Consider the following 16,914-nt stretch of genomic DNA (forward strand, 5'->3'; position numbering starts at 1 on the left):
GATGTAGGACGCGCATCCGCTCACCGCAAGCCATGCTGCTTGCGCAAGGCTGCCGCTGGCGGACCCTCAGGCGGTCTGGATATAGTTCCGCATGGCCTGGGCTTCCGCTTCGGCCAGTTCCACCCTTTGCTTGACGAGATCGCCGATCGACACCAGGCCGACCATGCCGCCATTGCGCACCACCGGCAGATGGCGAATACGGCGGCGAGTCATCAGGCTCAGGGCTTCCAGCACGTTCGTTTCCGGGTCGATGGTGACGGCCGGGGCCGTCATCACTTCTCCCACGGTCCGGTCCAGCGCGGCGGCGCCTTCGCTGGCGATGCAGTAAAGCAGGTCGCGTTCCGAAAAGACGCCGACGACCCTGGTCGCCTCCATCACCGGCAAGGCGCCGATGCGGCGTTCGGCAAGCAGGCCGGCGGCCTTGGCCACTCCTGTATTGACACCGCAAGTGTGAACCTCGCCGCCACGCTGCTCGATCAAATGCGAGACTTTCACGCTCATTCTCCCATCTTATGATGACAGATAATGCCATGAAGCTGTCAGATTGGCCAGCAAGGCGAATTGGGTTTGCATCAGGGGCGGAAGGGGTGCAGACCACCTTCCGATGATACCGCGCTCTCCCCTCGACGATCCCGGCAATGCCGCTTACGCCTGGGCGCGCTACAAGCGGCTGATGCGTTTCATGCTGGGCGTAACCGTGGCGGTGATTATCGTCGCGATGGCCTTGCTCTATCGCAACAATGGCTTTGTCTCGATCCACTTCTACATCGCGACCGCGCTGGGCATCGGCTTTGCGATGCTGCTGATGTCGGCGCTGATGGGGCTGGTGTTCCTTTCCAGCGGAACCGGCCATGACGATGCGATCATCGATCCGCTTGAAGACGAGCAGGACGACAAGAAGGATTGAGCCGAAACGGCCCGGTTCGCCGGAGCGCTTTAGGTCCTCACCCTAGTCGGACGGGCGCAGCCGGTATTCCTCCACCGGCGATCCACCGATCAGATGTTCCTGGATGATGCGCTCGAGCACATCGGGCGTGCAGCTGTGATACCAGACGCCGTCCGGCCAGACGACGGCAATCGGCCCGGCCTCGCAAATACGCAGGCAATCGGCCTTGGTGCGCGCCACGCCGCCCTTGTCGGCCAGCCGCAACTGGCTGAGCCGCTTCTTGAGATATTTCCAGGCCTCGGCGCCTTCCTTGCGGGAACAGCATTTTCCCTTCTCGGATTCCGCGCAGAGGAAGATGTGCCGCGAGATCGCCTCGCCCCCGATATGCCTGAGGGCCTTGCGGGCCTGCCTGATGTCTGGCGTTTCGCGCTCGGGCGCCGCTTCATCCGTCATCAGTGCTGTCTAGGGTGATTTCGAAGCCAGTGGAATCATTTGCCGCCCGGAAATCACGGAAAACAGGTAAATTCCAAGCTCGTTCCGGTTGAACCGGAACTGGAATGAGGCCGGCCCGGCCGCGCCTTGCCTGAAACCGGGGCGTTTCAGGCCCGCTTTCCGGCGATCCGCGCGATTTCGGCCGCAACCATCTTCTCGACCATGCCCGGCAGGTTGCGCTCCAGCCAATCCGCCAGCATCGGGCGGAGCATGTCGCGCACCAGCCCTTCCAGCGAGGTTTCGCCGGAACGGACGATCTGCGGGCGGGCGCTCGGCTCCGAAAGCATGGCCAGCGCGGCGAGCGATTCGCGCATCGAGCTGCCGACAGCCTCGTTCACCAGCGGCGATTCGGTCACGCCCGGCTGCTCGAACGGTTCGTCCTCGATCATCTCGGCTTCTTCGCCCAGGTCCAGAATCTCGTCCAGATCCTCTCCCGACTGCTCGATCACTTCCGGCTGAATCCCGGCCTGCTCCCGCTGGCGGCGCTGCTCGACCGCGCTTTCGCGGTTGTCGCGCGCGATAACCTTCTTGATCGATTCGAGGATCTCCTCGACCGACGGTTCACCTTCCTGACGCATGAGCTGCGTGCCCCATCTTGCTTTGCCCCGTGCGGGCCATATCACAATAGAACGGAATTATTGCGAAGAAATTGAGCCGTCCTGCGCCGGCGTGTCAACGGTTCGCGTGGATTGCGCCTCCGGATCGGGGTCGAACGACCAGTCGAAGATATTGCCTTTCACCCGCTCATAATTGTCCTGGGGATCGTAGAGCGGCCCGCCGACATCGAGGTTGAGATCCCTCGCCTCGGCCTTGCCCATGGCCGCCAGCAGCGTGAATCCCGCCACATAGGCGTTGCGCCGGGCGATCACGAGCTGGACCCGCGAATTGAGCAGCTCCTGCTCGGCATTCAGGATATCGAGGATGGTCCGGTTGCCGACCGTGCTCTCGGCGCGCACCCCTTCGAGGCTCAGTTCGGCCGCCTCGATCGCGCTCTGGGTGGAATCGATGATTGCATTGGCCGCCTGCCAGCTCGAGAATGCGGCCCGGACCTGGGCGATGATGTCGCGCTCGGTGGCGATTTCCTGCTCCAGCGCCGAAGCGGCGCGCGCTTGCGCCTGGCGTTCCAGCGCGGCGGGCCGTCCGCCCTGGAAGATCGGAATCGTCGCGCGCACCCCGGCCGTCGCCCCGGTGCTGGATTTGGGGAATGCATCGCCTAGGGCGATGTCCTCCGCCCGCTCCTGCCTGGTATAGTCGCCGCCGGCAAAGACTTCGATCTGCGGCAGGCGGGTCGATCCGGCCACCTCGATGTCATATGCCGATGCCTGCGACCGCTCATGCGCCGCGACAAGGTCGGGATTGCTTTCCAGTGCGATCGCGACTGCCTGCTCCGCGCTTTCCGGCAGGCCGGGCAGCGGCGGCGGCGGCGCCAGCTCGCCCGGCGCATGGCCGATCAGCTGGATGTAGCGTTCCCGCGCCGACACCAGATCGGCGCTGGCGCCGCGCAGATCGCCCTTCGCCAGTTCCAGCCGCGCGGAGGATTGCGCGACATCGGTGCGGGTGAGGTCGCCGATCTCGAAACGGTCGCTGGTGGCCTGCAGGTTGACGCCCAGCACATCGACCTGGTTGGCGTTGAGCCGGACGATCGCCTCGTTCTGGATGACATCCATGTAGGTGGCGACGACCTGGCTGAAGATGGCGGATTCGGTGGCGCGCAGATCGGCCTGCCCGGCCTTCACCCGGGTCTTCGCGGCGCGAACCGCGTTCTTCACCGCCCCGCCGGAATAGATCGGCACGCCGAGGGACAGGGTGGCGTTGTATTGCCGCTTCGGATTGAGCGGGCTGTCCGTGCTGTTGTAGAGATATTCCGTAAAGGTGCCGCCGCCGCTGGCCGAAGGCAGGCCGTCGGCCCGTTCGATCACGACATTCTCGTCCACCGCGCGCTGGTCCGCCCGCGCGCCCTGCAGGGTGGGATTGGTGTTATAGGCGCTTGCCAGCGCCTCGCGCAGGGTATCGGCCCGCGCTGGCGCCAGGCCGGCCCAGACGAGTGCGCAGGCGCCCAGCAATTGGGCGGCAGTCGCCCGATTGCGCATGATCAGAAGGACCAGCCTTTTGGAACGGCGAATTCAGCCAGGATTGGGATGCCCATTTCGGCCAGCGGCAGCAGCGCCACTTCGCCACCGGCCTTGCGCCCGTAGGCGAACCGGGTCACGCCGCGGCTGACCAGGCCGGTCACCACTCGCGCGCCATCGGCCAGCCTGGCCGCCAGCGATGCGGGCACCTGTTCCACCGCGCCGTCGATCAGCAGGACGGAGAAATCGCCGCGCTTGCGGCTCTTGGCGACGGCTTCGGCGGGATCGACCGATTCGACCGTATCGGCGAGGGTCCGGGCCAGGGCGGTCAGATAGCCGCTGCCCGCATCCACCACCAGCACCCGGTCATCCCGCGCCATCTGTGCTTCGCCGAGGAGCCGGCCGTAGAACAGCGGAGCGGCCAGGAAGCGGCCGTCGCCCAGCGCCACCGCGCGGTCGATATAGGCGAAATCCCGCGCGGCCTCGGGCACATGCTCTTCGCGCGGCACACTGGCCATCGCGGCCAGCACGGGTTCTTCATTGACGCCGCTGACTCGCAGCTGGCTGTCGATCATTGCCTTGCGGGCGGCGGTGAAGTCGATTTCGGCGCGCGCGGCTGCCACATTCATCTTCAATTCCTCATGCGCGGGGCGTTCCATGCGGGAACGGGGCCATGTCGCACGACGCTTTAGGCAAGACGGCCGCTCGCGCCAAGCGCTTTGACGACCGAGCCCTGCGGCGACTATGGGGCGGCAATACCAAGTGAAGGAGCCTCGAGTCCATGGCCGAGATGGTGACGATCCGCGAAGACGACCTGATCGAAAGCGTTGCAGATGCGCTGCAATATATCTCCTACTACCATCCGATGGATTACATCCGCGCGCTGGGCGAGGCCTATGAGGCGGAACAGGGCCCGGCGGCGAAGGACGCGATCGCCCAGATCCTCACCAACAGCCGGATGTGCGCGGAAGGGCATCGCCCGCTTTGCCAGGACACCGGCATCGTCAATGTCTTCGTCAAATGGGGCCAGGATTGCCGGCTGGAATCGAAACTCGGCCTGCAGGAAGTGGTCGATGAGGGGGTGCGCAGGGCCTACAACCACCCCGAGAACAAGCTGCGCGCTTCGGTGCTCGCCGACCCGGCGTTCACCCGCCGCAACACGCGCGACAATACGCCCTGCGTGCTGTCGGTGGAGATGGTGCCGGGCGGCAAGGTCTCGGTCGATGTCGCGGCCAAGGGCGGCGGCAGCGAGAACAAGTCCAAGTTCAGGATGATGAACCCCAGTGACAATATCGTCGACTGGGTGCTGGAGATGCTGCCCCAGATGGGCGCGGGCTGGTGCCCGCCCGGCATGCTGGGCATCGGCATCGGCGGCACGGCCGAACATTGCGTGAAGCTGGCCAAGGAAGCGCTGATGGACCCGATCGACATGGGTCAGCTGAAGCAGCGCGGCCCGCAAAACGATATCGAGGCGCTGCGAATCGAGATCTTCGACAAGGTCAATGCGCTGGGCATCGGCGCGCAGGGGCTGGGCGGGCTTTCCACCATCCTGGACGTCAAGATCAGGGACTGGCCCTGCCATGCCGCGGGCAAGCCGGTGGCGATGATTCCCAATTGCGCGGCGACCCGCCATGCCCATTTCACTCTCGATGGCTCCGGCCCGAGCTATCTGGAAACGCCCAGGCTCGACGAATGGCCGAAGGTCCACTGGGCGCCTGACCAGGCGGCCAAGCGCGTCAATCTCGATACGCTGACCGCCGAAGAAGTGCAGGGCTGGCAGAAGGGCGACCGCCTGCTGCTCAACGGCAAGATGCTGACCGGCCGCGACGCCGCGCACAAGCGCATCCAGGACATGCTGGCCAAGGGCGAGCCGCTGCCGGTCGATTTCACCGGCCGCGTGATCTATTATGTCGGCCCGGTCGATCCGGTGCGCGACGAAGTGGTCGGCCCGGCCGGCCCCACCACCGCCACCCGCATGGACAAGTTCATGGACATGATGCTGGGCCAGGGGCTGCTGGCTAGCGTCGGCAAGTCCGAACGCGGCCCGGCGGCCACGGAATCCATCGCGAAGCACCAGTCCGCTTATTTGATGGCCGTCGGCGGCGCGGCCTATCTGGTCGCCCGGGCGATCAAGAAGGCCGAAGTGATCGCCTTCGAGGATTTGGGGATGGAAGCCATCTACGAATTCACGGTCGAGGACATGCCCGTCACCGTGGCGGTCGATTCGCAGGGCCGGAACGTCCACACCCTCGCTCCGCTGGAGTGGCAGGAAAAGATCGCGCGGGAACATCTGCTTCCCGCCGGCTGATCCTCGACCGGCGCCGGCAGGAGTCCCGACTCGCCGCCTGCCCTGGCGGTGCGGCGAGTCGTGTCCGATTTCGGCGATATGTGACAAAACATTCGGGGCGAATCGCCTTATGGGCATAGAGTGAGCGGCACATGGCGATCCTGCTCATCTTTCTCCTCGGCGTCGGCAATTTCGCGATGCACAAGGCGGTGCTGGAAAGCCGTCATCCATTGCTGGGGCAATTGCCGTGGTTTGTGCATCTTCTCGGGGGCCGGATAGGCCTCGTGAGCGAGTTTCTGGTGCTGCTCGCGGCCCTGCTGCTGGTGGCCAACGAACATTCGGGATGGGGCATCGCCTATCTTGCCTACAGCCTGTTCAATGCCCTTGCGGCGTGGCTGATTATCACCCGAAGGCTGTGATCCGCCGCATGGCGGGGGAACCGGATCGCCGCCCGGGCGCTATCCGGCCATGAACGGCAAGCCCTGCCTGTGGCTCCTGATCAATGGCGCGAGCGGCAGCCATGACGAGACTCGCCTTCAGGAAGTCGTCGCGGAACTGGAGAAGGCTGGCGCCCAGCCCGGCAGGATAGTCGATTGCCGGAATGAGAATATGCCGGACCGGCGCGCGCTGGAGCATGCGGGTGTCGGTATCCTCGCGGTGCATGGCGGGGACGGCACGCTGAATGCGTCGATCACCGCGCTTGAAGGCTGGGGTGGGTCGGTGCTGCCGCTGCCGGGCGGCACCGCCAATCTGCTGTGCGGCATGCTGTATGGCGATGCCGGGCCGGGCGAGATCATCGCCCTGTTCGGCCGTGGCGGGCTGGTTGCCCGCCGCCCGAATTGCATTCGCTGCTCGACAGGGACCGGACTGGCCGAGATCCTGGCCGGGCCAGGCGCCGCCTGGGCGGATGTGCGCGAGGAATTGCGCGAGGGCAATATCGTCGAAACGCTCGCCACGGCCGTCGATGCCGCCAGCCAGAGCGCGGCCGGCCCGATGGTGGTCATCCGCCAGCCGATGCTGGGGCGCGAGCAGGGCTATGCCGGCGTGCGGCTGTCCATCGCCCGGGGCGGGATGATGGTCCAGGGCTATGGCGCGGAGGATATCGGCGATTATCTGAAACAGGGCATCGCCCTGCTGCGGCGGGACTTTCGCGAGGGGCCTCATGACGATCTCGGGCTGCATGACGCGGTGACATGCCGATCCGGCAAGGAAGAGCCGATTGCCTTGATGATAGATGGAGAAAGGCGGACGGGGCGGCGCGAAGAGCAATTTTCTCTTGCCCAGCTCCAACTCGACCTGCTTTGCAAGCCCGATGGCTGAAACGACCACCCTGTTCCATCTGAGCGACATTCATTTCGGGCTGGAAGACCGGCGCGCGCTGGACTGGGTCGTCGGCGAGCTGGCGGCGCGGCGGCCCAGCGCGGTGGCGATAACCGGCGATCTCACCATGCGGGCGCGGCATCGCGAATTCGCGGCCGCCCGCCAATGGATCGGCGCTCTGGAAGCTCCGGTGACGGTCGAGGTGGGCAATCACGACATGCCCTATTTCAACCTGATCGAGCGTTTCACCACGCCCTATCAGCGATTCCGCGAGATCCAGAATCTGGTCGAACGGGAAATCGACCTGCCCGGGCTTGCGCTGGTTCCGCTCAAGACGTCCACGCGCGCGCAATGGCGTTTCCCATGGTCCAACGGCTGGGTAACGGACAAGGCCCTGCGCCATACGCTGGATGCGATAGACGCGCTGCCCCCTGGCAAGCAGGTTCTGGTGACGGCGCACCATCCGCTGACGGAATTCAACGAGCGTGGCAAGCGGCTGACCATCGGCGGAACCCGCGCCCTGGAAGCACTGGCGGGCCGGAATGTGCTGGCCGTGCTCAGCGGCCATATCCACGATGCGTTCGATATCGTCACGGAAACTGCGAAAGGCCCGGTCAGGATGATCGGCGCCGGCACTCTTTCCCGGCGCATCCGCTCCACGCCGCCCAGCTTCAACGAGCTGCGCTGGGATGGGGAGACGCTTTCCGTCGAAGTGCGCAATCTGCAGCATGTTCCGACCCCGGCCATGCAGATCGACGAGGTGCCCGAAGACGCCATGCCGCCGCGCGAACCGGGCGAGCCGGTCGCCCCGATCGGGCAGGTTCCGGCGGTCGACCCGCCGGTCCACTGATCAGATCGGCGGTCCCTGCTGCCAGCGCCGCTGCGCGCGGCGCTCCACCGCACGGAACAGGGCGTCCAGATCGTCGCGGCTGACGTCGAGCACTTCGTCCCATTCTTCCAGCACCGCGTCGAGGTCCCCCGTTTCGTAATTCGGAATCCAGCCTTGCAATGGCTTCGGTGGCGCGCTGGGCATCCGGTGAGGCCAGGAATGCCCGGTCAGATTGTTGTAGAGCCAGCCGATCGCCAGAATTCCCAGGAGATTGAGGCCGAGCGGAAGCAGCAGGGCGATCCAGCCGTGGGCGGCCAGGGTGCCCAGCAAGGCGCAGGCTCCGCCGGGCGGATGCAGGCAGCGGGTCGCGCTCATGCCCGCTATCGCCAAGCCGACCGCCAGCGCACAGGCCAGTTCCGGGATCGGAACCCATTGCCCCACACCCAGTCCCACCAGCGCCGAGAACATGCTGCCGCCCAGGACCGGCCAGGGCTGGGCAAGCGGACTGGCGGGCAGGGCGAACACCAATACGGAAGATGCGCCCACCGACGCGATCATCCATTGGGCCTCGAAATTGTGTCCGGGCAGCAGAAGGTGGGTGAGCGCGGCCGCGAAACCGATGCCGATCAGCGCGCCCGCCGCGCCGCGCGCCCAGCCGAGCCGACCCGTTGCGCGGCTCGCAGCGCTGGCCAGAAAGCGATAGGGCATGGTTCGGCTTTCCGAAGGCGTTTGGCGCAAAAAAGGGGCCAGCCTGGCTGACCCCTCCCTTGTCTCGTATGATTGAAGCCGCTTAGCGCTTCGAGAACTGGAAGCTGCGGCGAGCCTTGGCCCGGCCATACTTCTTGCGCTCGACCACGCGGCTGTCGCGGGTGAGGAAGCCGGCGGCCTTCACGGTGCTGCGCAGCGCGGGCTCGAACTTGCTGAGAGCCTGGCTGATGCCGTGCTTCACGGCGCCGGCCTGGCCGGACAGACCGCCGCCCTTGACCGTGGCGACAACGTCATACTGGCCGGCGCGATCCGCGATCTGGAACGGCTGGTTGATGACGAGCCGCAGGGTCGGACGGGCAAAATAGGTTTCCTGATCGCGGCCGTTGACCGTGATCTTGCCGGTGCCGGGCTTGATCCAGACGCGGGCGACCGCATCCTTGCGGCGGCCGGTGGCATAGGCGCGGCCCTGTGCGTCCAGCTCCTGCTCGCGCAGTGGAGCGGTGGAAACGCGCGGAGCGACCGGCGCGCTGGCGATTGCGGCGGTTTCGCTTTCCGCCGCGTTGCCGGTGATGTCCTTGAGGTCGGCGAGATCGGAAATGGTGTTGTTGTCGGCCATTATGCGCCCACCTTGTTCTTGCGGTTCAACGAAGCGACGTCGAGCGTTTCGGGCTGGTTGCCAGCGTGCGGATGCTCGGTGCCGGCATAGAGATGCAGCGCCTTCATCTGCTGGCGGCCAAGCGGGCCGCGCGGAATCATGCGTTCCACGGCCTTTTCCAGGACGCGCTCGGGAAAGCGGCCATCCAGCACCTTGTCGGCTGTCACGGCCTTGATCCCGCCGGCATAGCCGGTGTGCTTGTAATAGGTCTTCTGCTTCAGCTTGTTGCCGGTCAGGCGGACCTTGTCGGCATTGACGACCACGACATGGTCACCGCAATCGACATGCGGGGTGAAGCTCGGCTTGTGCTTGCCGCGCAGGATATTGGCGACGATCACCGCGAGGCGGCCTACCACCAGGCCGTCGGCATCGATCAGGTGCCACTTCTTTTCCACCTCGGCCGGCTTGATCGACCGGGTGGTCTTGCTGAGCGCCTTCATGGGCTGTCAATTCCTCGTATCTGCGAAGGGCCATGGCGCCGCGGGGCGTCGCATACAGGCCGCGAAGTGGGCGCATTTGTTCGCGAATCGCTCGAAAGTCAAGCGAATCCGGGCGCTCGCAGAGAGGTAAAATAATACCGCTCCGTTGGTTTATCCGGCGTTGCCCGTCTCTTGCGCCAGCCAGGCGAGAGTCGCCGGGCTGGCCGCATCGCAGTGCCAGCCGATGATCGCGGGGTCTTCGTAGGGATGAAGCTCGGCCAGCCGCTCGACCGCCCGGTCCAGGGTGGAGGCTTCGGTTTTCAGCAGCACTCCGCATTCGCGGCTGTCGCCGCGCTCGCCCTTCCAGAGATAGAGCGATTGCATGTCCGGCAGGATGTTGGCGCAGGCGATCAGCCTTTCGTCCAGCAATTGTCCGACCACCTGGCTCGCGCTGTCCCGGTCGCCGAAGGGGCACCAGATCAGCGCCCCTTGCGGCTCGCTCATGCCCTGCGTCCGATCACATGGATGCCCCACGCCGTGGCCCAGACCAGCATGGCTCCGACCAGTTGATGCAGCACCGCCAGCCATAGCGAGACGCCGGTCAGCACCGTGGCGATGCCGAGCAGGATCTGCGTGCCGAAGGCGGTGTGGATCGCTATGGAAGCCGGCCTGACGCCTTGTTTCCTGGCCATGCGCGCCAGGACGATCAGCCCCGCGACCGCCACCCAGGCCCACCAGCGATGGAGGAAATGGATCAGGAAGGGATCGTGGGTGGCGCTCCACCAGAAGCCCTTGCTCCAGTCGATCTCCGGAATGAAGCGGCCCTGCATCAGCGGCCAGGTGTCCGATGCGAGGCCCGCGTTCAGCCCGGCCACCCAGGCGCCCAGCAGCAGTTGCAGGAACAGGATGACGCCGACCAGCGCGCCGGTGAAGGTCAATCTCGCGGGCCGGGCGGTGGGGTTCCGCTCGAGCGAGCGGAGGTCGAGCGCGGTCCAGACCAGCCCCGCCAGGGTGAACAGCGCGGTCAGCAGATGGATCGAGAGCCAGAAATGGCTGACATCGGTGCGCACGGACAGGCCTGAGCGGACCATAAGCCACCCGAACACGCCCTGAAGGGCACCGAGCGCGAGCAGAGCCAGCAGCCGCGGCTTGTATCCTGCGGGTATTCGGCCCTTGACCCAGAACCATGCCAGCGGCAGCGCGAAGGCCAGCCCGATCACCCGCCCGAGCAGGCGGTGGAACCATTCCCAGAAATAGATGAACTTGTAATCCGCCAGGGTCATTCCCGCCGGCCCGTTGATCTCGATATATTCGGGAATCTTCTTGTAGGCTTCGAACTCGGCCTGCCATTGCGCATCGGTCAGCGGGGGAATGGTGCCCGTCACCGGCTTCCATTCGGTGATGGACAGCCCTGATTCGGTGAGCCGGGTGATTCCGCCGACGGCGACTATGATGGTGACGAGAACGGCGACGATCAGCAGCCAGCGGATCAGCGGGCGCGGCTGTGCCGGACCATCGACGGCTGCGGGCCAGCTCTCGCCCTGGATTGAGGATGCGACCATGGCGCCCTTCTGCGTCGGGCGCACGCAAAGCGCAAGGGTGCGCGGTTTTTCCGATTGCATGATGATATAATGTCACATATTGGCGATGCCATGCGCGCCGCCCTGCATTTGATTCGAAGCCGGATGGATCGGTTCGGCATCGCCCTTTCGGGCCTTTGCCTGCTGCATTGCGTGGCGGGGCTGGTGCTGGTGGCGGCGCTCGGCCTGGGCGGCGAATGGCTGCTGGCGCCGGAAATCCATCGCTATGGGCTGGCGCTGGCGATCGCGGTCGGGGTGATCGCTATCGGGCTGGGCGCCTTGCGGCACGGGCGACGGATTCCCCTCCTGATCGCCGCTTGCGGCTTCGCGCTGATGGCGGGCGCGCTCGGCGTCGGCCACGGGTTCGGCGAGGCGATCCTGACCATCGGCGGCGTTGCCCTGGTTGCCTTTGCGCATTTCCTGAACTTGCGCCACGCGTGTTGAGCGCTATCTGGCGGGGATGACCGCTACACTCAAGCTGACCGTCAATGGCGAATCCCGCCGCGCCGAGCCGGGGCAGACCCTGGCCGCGCTGGTGCGCGAACTGGGCCTCGATCCCGCCAAGGTCGCGGTGGAGCGCAATGGCGAGATAGTCGCCCGGTCGACCCTGGGCGATGTCGCGCTGGCCGACGGGGATGCGCTGGAGATCGTGCATTTCGTGGGCGGGGGCGACGATGCCGGCCTCGAGGACGATAGCTGGGAAGTGGCCGGGCGCCGCTTCCGCTCCCGCCTGATCGTCGGCACCGGCAAATATCGCGACTTCCAGCAGAACGCCGCAGCGCTTGCGGCCAGCGGGGCGGAGATCGTCACGGTCGCGGTGCGGCGGGTCAATCTGTCCGATCCGTCCGCGCCGATGCTGACCGATTTCATAGATCCCCAACGAATCACCTATCTGCCCAACACCGCCGGCTGCCACACCGCGGACGAGGCGATCCGCACCCTGCGCCTTGCGCGCGAGGCGGGCGGCTGGGATCTGGTCAAGCTGGAAGTGCTGGGCGAGGCGCGCACGCTCTATCCCGACATGCGCGAGACGCTGCGCGCCACCGAAGTGCTGGCACGCGAAGGCTTCCACCCGATGGTCTATTGCGTCGACGATCCGGTGGCGGCGAAGCAGCTGGAAGAAGCCGGGGCAGCCGCGATCATGCCGCTGGGCGCGCCGATCGGATCGGGGCTGGGCATCCAGAACAAGGTGACGATCCGCCTGATCGTGGAAGGAACGCGCCTGCCGGTGCTGGTCGATGCCGGCGTCGGCACGGCGAGCGACGCCGCCGTGGCGATGGAGCTTGGCTGCACCGGGGTGCTGATGAACACCGCCATTGCCGAGGCGAAGGACCCGATCCGGATGGCGCGGGCCATGAGGCTGGCGGTGGAGGCGGGCCGCCATGCCTATCGCGCGGGCCGCATGGCCGCCCGCAAATATGCCGATCCGTCCAGCCCCCTCTCCGGAATGATTTGATCCCGCTCTTTACCGGATGATAACCATATTCAGTGAAGGTCTGCCCAGACGCGCCGTCGATGTTCGGCGCAAGGGGGCAAGATGATGAGTGAGACCGGCACCGCCACGATGACCATTGCCGAACTGCGCGAATTCGCCAGTTTCGACGCGGCCGAGCAGCGTTACATCAAGCGCAGCCTCGATGTCGGGCTGGGCCGGCAGGATGCCTTCAAGCTCTGGGCGCGCGATTCGGCGGAAAGCGCCTCGATCCGCAGCCAGTATGTCGCCTATCAGGATCTCAAGGGCCTGCGCGCCCATCAGCCGGACGAAAGCTCGCTGGACGGGGTGGACCGTTTCATGGGCCAGCTTCTGCGGGTGAGTGCGTTCGACTTGTCGCAGCAGCGGCTGTCCAGCTTCTCGGCCTATCGCTTCCTGTATGAGCGCCTGCTGGGCGCCTGGGCGCGGCCCTGGCTGCCGTCGGCCTTCTGCGGCGCAGCCGCGCTGCCGCATATCCCACCCTGCCGCCGCAAGATGCTGCTGCAATCGCTGAGCGAAGCCGCCGCCACCGCATCCGGCTGGTCGGATCGGCCGCCCAGCTTCTATCCCGAATATGTGGAGAAGGAAGCGGCCTGAATCAGGACCCCGCTAGCCGCGATCAGCTCTTGTAAAGCCCGTCCAGCCGCTCGCCATATTTCTCGCGCAGCTTGTGCCTGCGGATCTTGAGGCTGGGCGTCATCTGCTCGTTCTCGATCGAGAAGGCTTCGTCCGCGAAGGCGAACTGCCGCACCTTTTCGATCACCGAGAGGTCCTGGTTCACCCGGTCGACCGCCGCGCGGATCGCGCTGCGGAACGCGGGAAGCTGCTGGAGCGCGGCCAGATCGAACTTCTCGTCATTGGCCTGCGCCCATTGCAGCGCCCATTCCGCATCGGGAACGAGCAGGCCGACCACATAGGGCCGCCGGTCGCCCGACACCATCGCCTGCGCGATTTCCGGCTGCAGGGTGAGCATCCCTTCGATCTTCTGCGGGGCGATATTGTCGCCCTTGTCGTTGACGATCATGTCCTTCTTGCGGTCGGTGATGACCAGCCGGCCCTTCTCGTCGAAATGGCCGATATCGCCGGTGTGCAGCCAGCCGTCCTGAAGGGTGAGCGCGGTCTGTTCGGGATTCTGCCAATAGCCATGCATCACGCATTCGCCGCGGGTCAGGATCTCGCCATCCTCCGCGATCCGCACTTCCACCCCGCGCAGGGGCGGGCCGACCGTGTCCATCTTCAGCCCGACGCCGGGCCGCCCGCAGCTGATTACCGGCGCGGCCTCGGTCTGGCCATAGCCCTGCAGCAGGGTCAGCCCCATCGCCGTGAAGAAATTGCCCACATCGGGATTGAGCGGCGCGCCGCCGGAAACCAGCGCCTTGATCCGCCCGCCGAACCGCTGGCGGATCTTCGGCCGCAGCAGGCGGTCCACCAGCCGGTCCAGCGGCCAGTCGCGCAGGCGCGGCCGCCCGTTGCGGGAGCGGGCATTGACGGCCAGCGCCTGATCCATCAGCCAGACCGCCGTGCGGCCCTGCTTTTCCATCTGCTTCATGATCCGGCTGCGCAGCACTTCGAACAGGCGCGGCACCACCACCATGATGGTCGGCTTCGCCTCTTCGATATTGCTGGCGAGCTTTTCCAGGCCTTCCGCGTAATAGGTCTGCGCGCCCAGGCCGATGGCCAGGAACTGCCCGCCGGTATGCTCGTAGGAATGGGAAAGCGGCAGGAAGGAGAGGAAAGTCTCATCCTCTTCCCACGAGAAATCCTCCTCGAAGATATGCGCGCATCCGGCCACATTGGCCAGGATCGCGCCATGATGCTGCGGCACGCCGCGCGGGGCGCCGCCGGTCCCGCTGGTATAGATGATGCAGGCGCTGTCGGCCCGGGCGATATGGGAAATGCGCTCTTCCACCGCCCGGCGCGCCGCCTCGGCATCGCCCCGCAGCATTTCCTCCCAGTCGTGATAGCCGAAGGCCGCCTGGGAGCGGCGCAGCGGCTCCATTCCGATCAGATGCTCCGCGATGCCGGTGCGGATCATGGCCGGAACGATCGGCCGGGCCAGCTTGTCGCTGGAAACGATCACACAGCGCGCGCCCGAATTGTCGAGAATATGGACGTGATCGCGTTCGGTATTGGTGGTGTAGGTGGGGACGGATATGCAGCCGGCCGCCATGATCGCGAGATCGGCGATGCACCACTCCGGCCGGTTCTCGGATATCAGCGCGATCCGGTCCCCGTCGCGCAGGCCAAGGGCGCGCAGGTTCTCGGCGATGAGGCAGACCTGGCTTGCCGCCACCCGCCACGAAATCGAATGCCACCGGCCCTCGCGCTTGGCCCAGAGGAAGGGTTTGTCGCCAAGTTTGTCCGCGCGCAGAAAAAACAGGCTGACGAGGTTCGTGGCCGCGTCAAAATCCGAAAGCCTCACTCCCGTCTCCCCACTAACTCCCCATCAGGCGGCTTAAGATGGCCGGATGAAGGCCGCAAGCATTACTCGTTCGCAATAGCACCCTCGCTGCGCGGGTCCGCCGCGCCCTGCCAGCCGCTGGCGGTCCATGCGGCGGCATTGGCCTTGAGCGGGAGATCGCGCGCAAGCACTTCCTTGTGCCCCAGCTCCCGCAGGCTCGGCATCATGTCCTCCAGCGTGCTGCCCGCCTCCACATACACCGTGTCGCCCGGGGCGAAGATGACGGGCAGGGCCAGGGCCTGCTCCACCGTCAGCCCCCAGTCGATCAGGCCGATCAGCACGCGCGCGACCTGGGCCGGAATGGTCGCGCCCCCGGCCGCGCCGACAGCGACCGCCAGCCTGCCGTCGGGGGCATAGGCAACGGTCGGCGCCATGGAGCTGCGCGGCCGCTTGCCCCCTTCCACGCGATTCGCCACCGGCTGGCCGCCGCGATCCGGGATGAAGCTGAAATCGGTCAGCTCGTTGTTGAGGTAATAGCCGCCCACCACGATGCCCGATCCGAAGGCCCCTTCGATGGTGGAGGTATAGCTGACGGCGGTCCCGCCGCCATCCACCGCCACGAAATGGGATGTCCCGCCTTCTTCGGGCGCAACGCCGTCGGCCGCTGGCGGCGGGGCGCCGTCCGGGCGGCCCGGCTCGACCGAGGCCATGGCGTCGACCGGGTCGATCAGCCCGCCCCGCGCGGCCAGATAGTCCGGCTTGGCCAGTCCTTCCACGGGAACCCGGACGAAATCCGGATCGGCGAGATAGCGTTCGCGATCGGCATAGGCGAGGCGCTGGGATTCCGCGATCAGGTGCCAGGCGATGGGGGAAGCCGATCCCAGCCCGGCCAGATCGAATCCTTCCAGCTGCTTGAGGATCGCGAAGACGGTGGTGGCGCCGGAAGAGGGCGGCCCCATGCCGCAGATCCGCCAGCCGCGATAGAGGCCGCACAGGGCGGGGCGCTCTTTGGCGGCATAGGCCGCGAGATCGGACGGCTGCATCTTGCCCGGATGGGGCGTGGCCGCCGCGACTGCGCTGGCCAATGCCTTCGCCTGGCGGCCCTCGTAAAATCCTCGTGGCCCGTCCACCGCGATTTCGCGCAGGCTGTCGGCAAGCTGCGGGTTCAGCACCAGGGTGCCGATCGGCAGCGGCTGGCCCTGCTCGTCGTAGAACAGGCGCTTGCCGCTTTCGCCATGCGCCGCCCGCTCCGGGTTGCGGATGAGGAAATCATGCAGGCGCGGGCTGATCCGGAAACCTTCTTCGGCCAGGGCGATGGCCGGCTCGAACAATTGCGCCCAGCCCAGCTTGCCGAAGCGGCGATGCGCCTCCGCCGCAAGGGCGATGTTCCCGGGCACGCCCACGCTCAGCCCGGAGAGCACCGCCGCGTCGAAAGGCAGCGGCTTGCCATCCTTCATGAACCAGTCCGGCTTGGCGGCGGCGGGCGCCGTCTCGCGCCCGTCCAGAGTCGCGACATCGCCCTGCGGCGTGCCCCGGACGAAGAAGCCGCCCCCGCCGATGCCCGAGCTTTGCGGCTCCACCACGGTCAGCGCCAGCATCGTCGCGATTGCCGCGTCCGTCGCATTGCCGCCAAGGCGCAGCATCCTCGCCCCCGCGTCCGCCGCGCGCGGATCGGCCGCGCTGACGAGGCCGGAGCCGCTGGCGGTTTGCGGCTCGGCGGCTTGGGGCGCCGTCGCGCAGGCCGTGATGAGGAGAAGGGCGCTGAGGCTGGAGAAAAAGCGTTTCAGCATGGGGCAG

The 16,914-nt window shown here is 66.3% G+C and carries 20 protein-coding genes; 8 read left to right on the forward strand and 12 right to left on the reverse strand.

The window, feature by feature from the left end; genetic code table 11:
- Positions 1 to 66 precede the first annotated feature (66 nt).
- Positions 67 to 495 (reverse strand): CBS domain-containing protein, encoded by a 429-nt coding sequence (locus tag U8326_RS13155; protein WP_324740831.1) that lies wholly within the window; start codon positions 493 to 495, stop codon positions 67 to 69.
- Between the two features lie 109 nt (positions 496 to 604).
- Between U8326_RS13155 and U8326_RS13160 the strand changes: the two genes are divergently transcribed.
- Positions 605 to 907, forward strand: a complete 303-nt coding sequence (locus tag U8326_RS13160; protein WP_324740832.1) for a hypothetical protein — start codon at positions 605 to 607, stop codon at positions 905 to 907.
- A gap of 42 nt (positions 908 to 949) precedes the next feature.
- On the opposite strand, the gene U8326_RS13165 is transcribed toward U8326_RS13160, so the two are convergent.
- The 4 genes from U8326_RS13165 to U8326_RS13180 form a co-directional block, all read right to left on the reverse strand.
- Positions 950 to 1,339 carry a (2Fe-2S) ferredoxin domain-containing protein gene (locus tag U8326_RS13165; RefSeq protein WP_324740833.1) on the reverse strand — a complete coding sequence of 130 codons (390 nt, stop codon included), beginning with the start codon at positions 1,337 to 1,339 and terminating at the stop codon, positions 950 to 952.
- A 146-nt stretch (positions 1,340 to 1,485) separates the two neighbouring features.
- Positions 1,486 to 1,956: a DUF2497 domain-containing protein gene (locus tag U8326_RS13170; RefSeq protein WP_324740834.1), complete on the reverse strand. Its 471-nt coding sequence runs from the start codon at positions 1,954 to 1,956 to the stop codon at positions 1,486 to 1,488.
- 57 nt (positions 1,957 to 2,013) lie between these two features.
- Positions 2,014 to 3,468 carry a TolC family outer membrane protein gene (locus tag U8326_RS13175; RefSeq protein ID WP_324740835.1) on the reverse strand — a complete coding sequence of 485 codons (1,455 nt, stop codon included), beginning with the start codon at positions 3,466 to 3,468 and terminating at the stop codon, positions 2,014 to 2,016.
- Between the two features lie 2 nt (positions 3,469 to 3,470).
- Positions 3,471 to 4,106, reverse strand: a complete 636-nt coding sequence (locus U8326_RS13180) for a protein-L-isoaspartate O-methyltransferase (protein WP_324740836.1) — start codon at positions 4,104 to 4,106, stop codon at positions 3,471 to 3,473.
- A gap of 122 nt (positions 4,107 to 4,228) precedes the next feature.
- Between U8326_RS13180 and U8326_RS13185 the strand changes: the two genes are divergently transcribed.
- The 4 genes from U8326_RS13185 (at position 4,229) to U8326_RS13200 (ending at position 7,904) form a co-directional block, all read left to right on the forward strand.
- Positions 4,229 to 5,755: a fumarate hydratase gene (locus U8326_RS13185; protein ID WP_324740837.1), complete on the forward strand. Its 1,527-nt coding sequence runs from the start codon at positions 4,229 to 4,231 to the stop codon at positions 5,753 to 5,755.
- Positions 5,756 to 5,886: 131 nt separating this feature from the next.
- Complete coding sequence (locus tag U8326_RS13190) at positions 5,887 to 6,153, forward strand: hypothetical protein (protein WP_324740838.1); 267 nt, start codon at positions 5,887 to 5,889, stop codon at positions 6,151 to 6,153.
- A gap of 49 nt (positions 6,154 to 6,202) precedes the next feature.
- Positions 6,203 to 7,054, forward strand: coding sequence for a diacylglycerol kinase family protein (locus tag U8326_RS13195; RefSeq protein ID WP_324740839.1), 852 nt, complete (start codon positions 6,203 to 6,205; stop codon positions 7,052 to 7,054).
- Positions 7,047 to 7,904 (forward strand): metallophosphoesterase, encoded by an 858-nt coding sequence (locus U8326_RS13200; protein WP_324740840.1) that lies wholly within the window; start codon positions 7,047 to 7,049, stop codon positions 7,902 to 7,904. Before U8326_RS13195 ends, U8326_RS13200 begins: the two co-directional genes overlap by 8 nt.
- Here the strand turns inward: U8326_RS13200 and U8326_RS13205 are convergent, their stop codons facing one another.
- The 5 genes from U8326_RS13205 to U8326_RS13225 all read right to left on the reverse strand — a co-directional run bounded on the left by U8326_RS13205 (position 7,905) and on the right by U8326_RS13225 (position 11,227).
- Positions 7,905 to 8,591 (reverse strand): HPP family protein, encoded by a 687-nt coding sequence (locus U8326_RS13205; protein ID WP_324740841.1) that lies wholly within the window; start codon positions 8,589 to 8,591, stop codon positions 7,905 to 7,907.
- An 82-nt stretch (positions 8,592 to 8,673) separates the two neighbouring features.
- Entirely contained in the window at positions 8,674 to 9,207 is a 534-nt protein-coding gene (gene rpsI / locus U8326_RS13210) for a 30S ribosomal protein S9 (protein WP_324740842.1), read from the reverse strand.
- The gene (gene rplM, locus U8326_RS13215; RefSeq protein WP_324740843.1) at positions 9,207 to 9,686 is read right to left on the reverse strand and encodes a 50S ribosomal protein L13; all 480 of its coding nucleotides are present in this window, start codon (positions 9,684 to 9,686) and stop codon (positions 9,207 to 9,209) included. Before rplM ends, rpsI begins: the two co-directional genes overlap by 1 nt.
- Before the next feature lie 150 nt (positions 9,687 to 9,836).
- Positions 9,837 to 10,169, reverse strand: coding sequence for a divalent-cation tolerance protein CutA (cutA, locus tag U8326_RS13220; protein ID WP_324740844.1), 333 nt, complete (start codon positions 10,167 to 10,169; stop codon positions 9,837 to 9,839).
- On the reverse strand, positions 10,166 to 11,227 hold the full coding sequence (locus U8326_RS13225; protein WP_324740845.1) for a COX15/CtaA family protein: 1,062 nt from the start codon (positions 11,225 to 11,227) through the stop codon (positions 10,166 to 10,168). Before U8326_RS13225 ends, cutA begins: the two co-directional genes overlap by 4 nt.
- A 90-nt stretch (positions 11,228 to 11,317) precedes the next feature.
- Here U8326_RS13225 and U8326_RS13230 point away from each other — a divergent pair, with 90 nt between their 5' ends.
- The 3 genes from U8326_RS13230 (at position 11,318) to U8326_RS13240 (ending at position 13,313) form a co-directional block, all read left to right on the forward strand.
- The gene (locus tag U8326_RS13230) at positions 11,318 to 11,689 is read left to right on the forward strand and encodes a MerC domain-containing protein (RefSeq protein ID WP_324740846.1); all 372 of its coding nucleotides are present in this window, start codon (positions 11,318 to 11,320) and stop codon (positions 11,687 to 11,689) included.
- Positions 11,690 to 11,705: 16 nt separating this feature from the next.
- Entirely contained in the window at positions 11,706 to 12,701 is a 996-nt protein-coding gene (gene thiS, locus U8326_RS13235; RefSeq protein WP_324740847.1) for a sulfur carrier protein ThiS, read from the forward strand.
- An 84-nt stretch (positions 12,702 to 12,785) separates the two neighbouring features.
- Entirely contained in the window at positions 12,786 to 13,313 is a 528-nt protein-coding gene (locus tag U8326_RS13240) for a hypothetical protein (RefSeq protein ID WP_324743616.1), read from the forward strand.
- A gap of 22 nt (positions 13,314 to 13,335) precedes the next feature.
- Here U8326_RS13240 and U8326_RS13245 read toward each other — a convergent pair whose 3' ends face one another.
- Both U8326_RS13245 and ggt read right to left on the reverse strand, forming a co-directional pair.
- Positions 13,336 to 15,138: a long-chain fatty acid--CoA ligase gene (locus tag U8326_RS13245; protein WP_324740848.1), complete on the reverse strand. Its 1,803-nt coding sequence runs from the start codon at positions 15,136 to 15,138 to the stop codon at positions 13,336 to 13,338.
- 62 nt (positions 15,139 to 15,200) lie between these two features.
- A complete protein-coding gene (gene ggt, locus U8326_RS13250) occupies positions 15,201 to 16,907 on the reverse strand; it encodes a gamma-glutamyltransferase (RefSeq protein ID WP_324740849.1) in 1,707 nt (568 codons plus the stop codon).
- Positions 16,908 to 16,914 lie beyond the last annotated feature (7 nt).

The sequence above is a fragment of the Tsuneonella sp. CC-YZS046 genome (genome assembly GCF_035581365.1).
In the GTDB taxonomy this organism is placed as follows: Bacteria; Pseudomonadota; Alphaproteobacteria; order Sphingomonadales; family Sphingomonadaceae; genus JAWKXU01.

What these genes read in the sequence shown, in the direction of transcription:
- U8326_RS13160 (WP_324740832.1), top strand. Translation starts at nt 605, where the DNA reads ATGATACCGCGCTCTCCCCTCGACGATCCCGGCAATGCCGCTTACGCC.
- U8326_RS13165 (WP_324740833.1), bottom strand. Translation starts at nt 1,339, where the DNA reads ATGACGGATGAAGCGGCGCCCGAGCGCGAAACGCCAGACATCAGGCAG.
- U8326_RS13170 (WP_324740834.1), bottom strand. Translation starts at nt 1,956, where the DNA reads ATGCGTCAGGAAGGTGAACCGTCGGTCGAGGAGATCCTCGAATCGATC.
- U8326_RS13175 (WP_324740835.1), bottom strand. Translation starts at nt 3,468, where the DNA reads ATGCGCAATCGGGCGACTGCCGCCCAATTGCTGGGCGCCTGCGCACTC.
- U8326_RS13180 (WP_324740836.1), bottom strand. Translation starts at nt 4,106, where the DNA reads ATGGAACGCCCCGCGCATGAGGAATTGAAGATGAATGTGGCAGCCGCG.
- U8326_RS13185 (WP_324740837.1), top strand. Translation starts at nt 4,229, where the DNA reads ATGGCCGAGATGGTGACGATCCGCGAAGACGACCTGATCGAAAGCGTT.
- U8326_RS13190 (WP_324740838.1), top strand. Translation starts at nt 5,887, where the DNA reads ATGGCGATCCTGCTCATCTTTCTCCTCGGCGTCGGCAATTTCGCGATG.
- U8326_RS13195 (WP_324740839.1), top strand. Translation starts at nt 6,203, where the DNA reads ATGAACGGCAAGCCCTGCCTGTGGCTCCTGATCAATGGCGCGAGCGGC.
- U8326_RS13200 (WP_324740840.1), top strand. Translation starts at nt 7,047, where the DNA reads ATGGCTGAAACGACCACCCTGTTCCATCTGAGCGACATTCATTTCGGG.
- U8326_RS13205 (WP_324740841.1), bottom strand. Translation starts at nt 8,591, where the DNA reads ATGCCCTATCGCTTTCTGGCCAGCGCTGCGAGCCGCGCAACGGGTCGG.
- rpsI (WP_324740842.1), bottom strand. Translation starts at nt 9,207, where the DNA reads ATGGCCGACAACAACACCATTTCCGATCTCGCCGACCTCAAGGACATC.
- rplM (WP_324740843.1), bottom strand. Translation starts at nt 9,686, where the DNA reads ATGAAGGCGCTCAGCAAGACCACCCGGTCGATCAAGCCGGCCGAGGTG.
- cutA (WP_324740844.1), bottom strand. Translation starts at nt 10,169, where the DNA reads ATGAGCGAGCCGCAAGGGGCGCTGATCTGGTGCCCCTTCGGCGACCGG.
- U8326_RS13225 (WP_324740845.1), bottom strand. Translation starts at nt 11,227, where the DNA reads ATGGTCGCATCCTCAATCCAGGGCGAGAGCTGGCCCGCAGCCGTCGAT.
- U8326_RS13230 (WP_324740846.1), top strand. Translation starts at nt 11,318, where the DNA reads ATGCGCGCCGCCCTGCATTTGATTCGAAGCCGGATGGATCGGTTCGGC.
- thiS (WP_324740847.1), top strand. Translation starts at nt 11,706, where the DNA reads ATGACCGCTACACTCAAGCTGACCGTCAATGGCGAATCCCGCCGCGCC.
- U8326_RS13240 (WP_324743616.1), top strand. Translation starts at nt 12,786, where the DNA reads ATGAGTGAGACCGGCACCGCCACGATGACCATTGCCGAACTGCGCGAA.
- ggt (WP_324740849.1), bottom strand. Translation starts at nt 16,907, where the DNA reads ATGCTGAAACGCTTTTTCTCCAGCCTCAGCGCCCTTCTCCTCATCACG.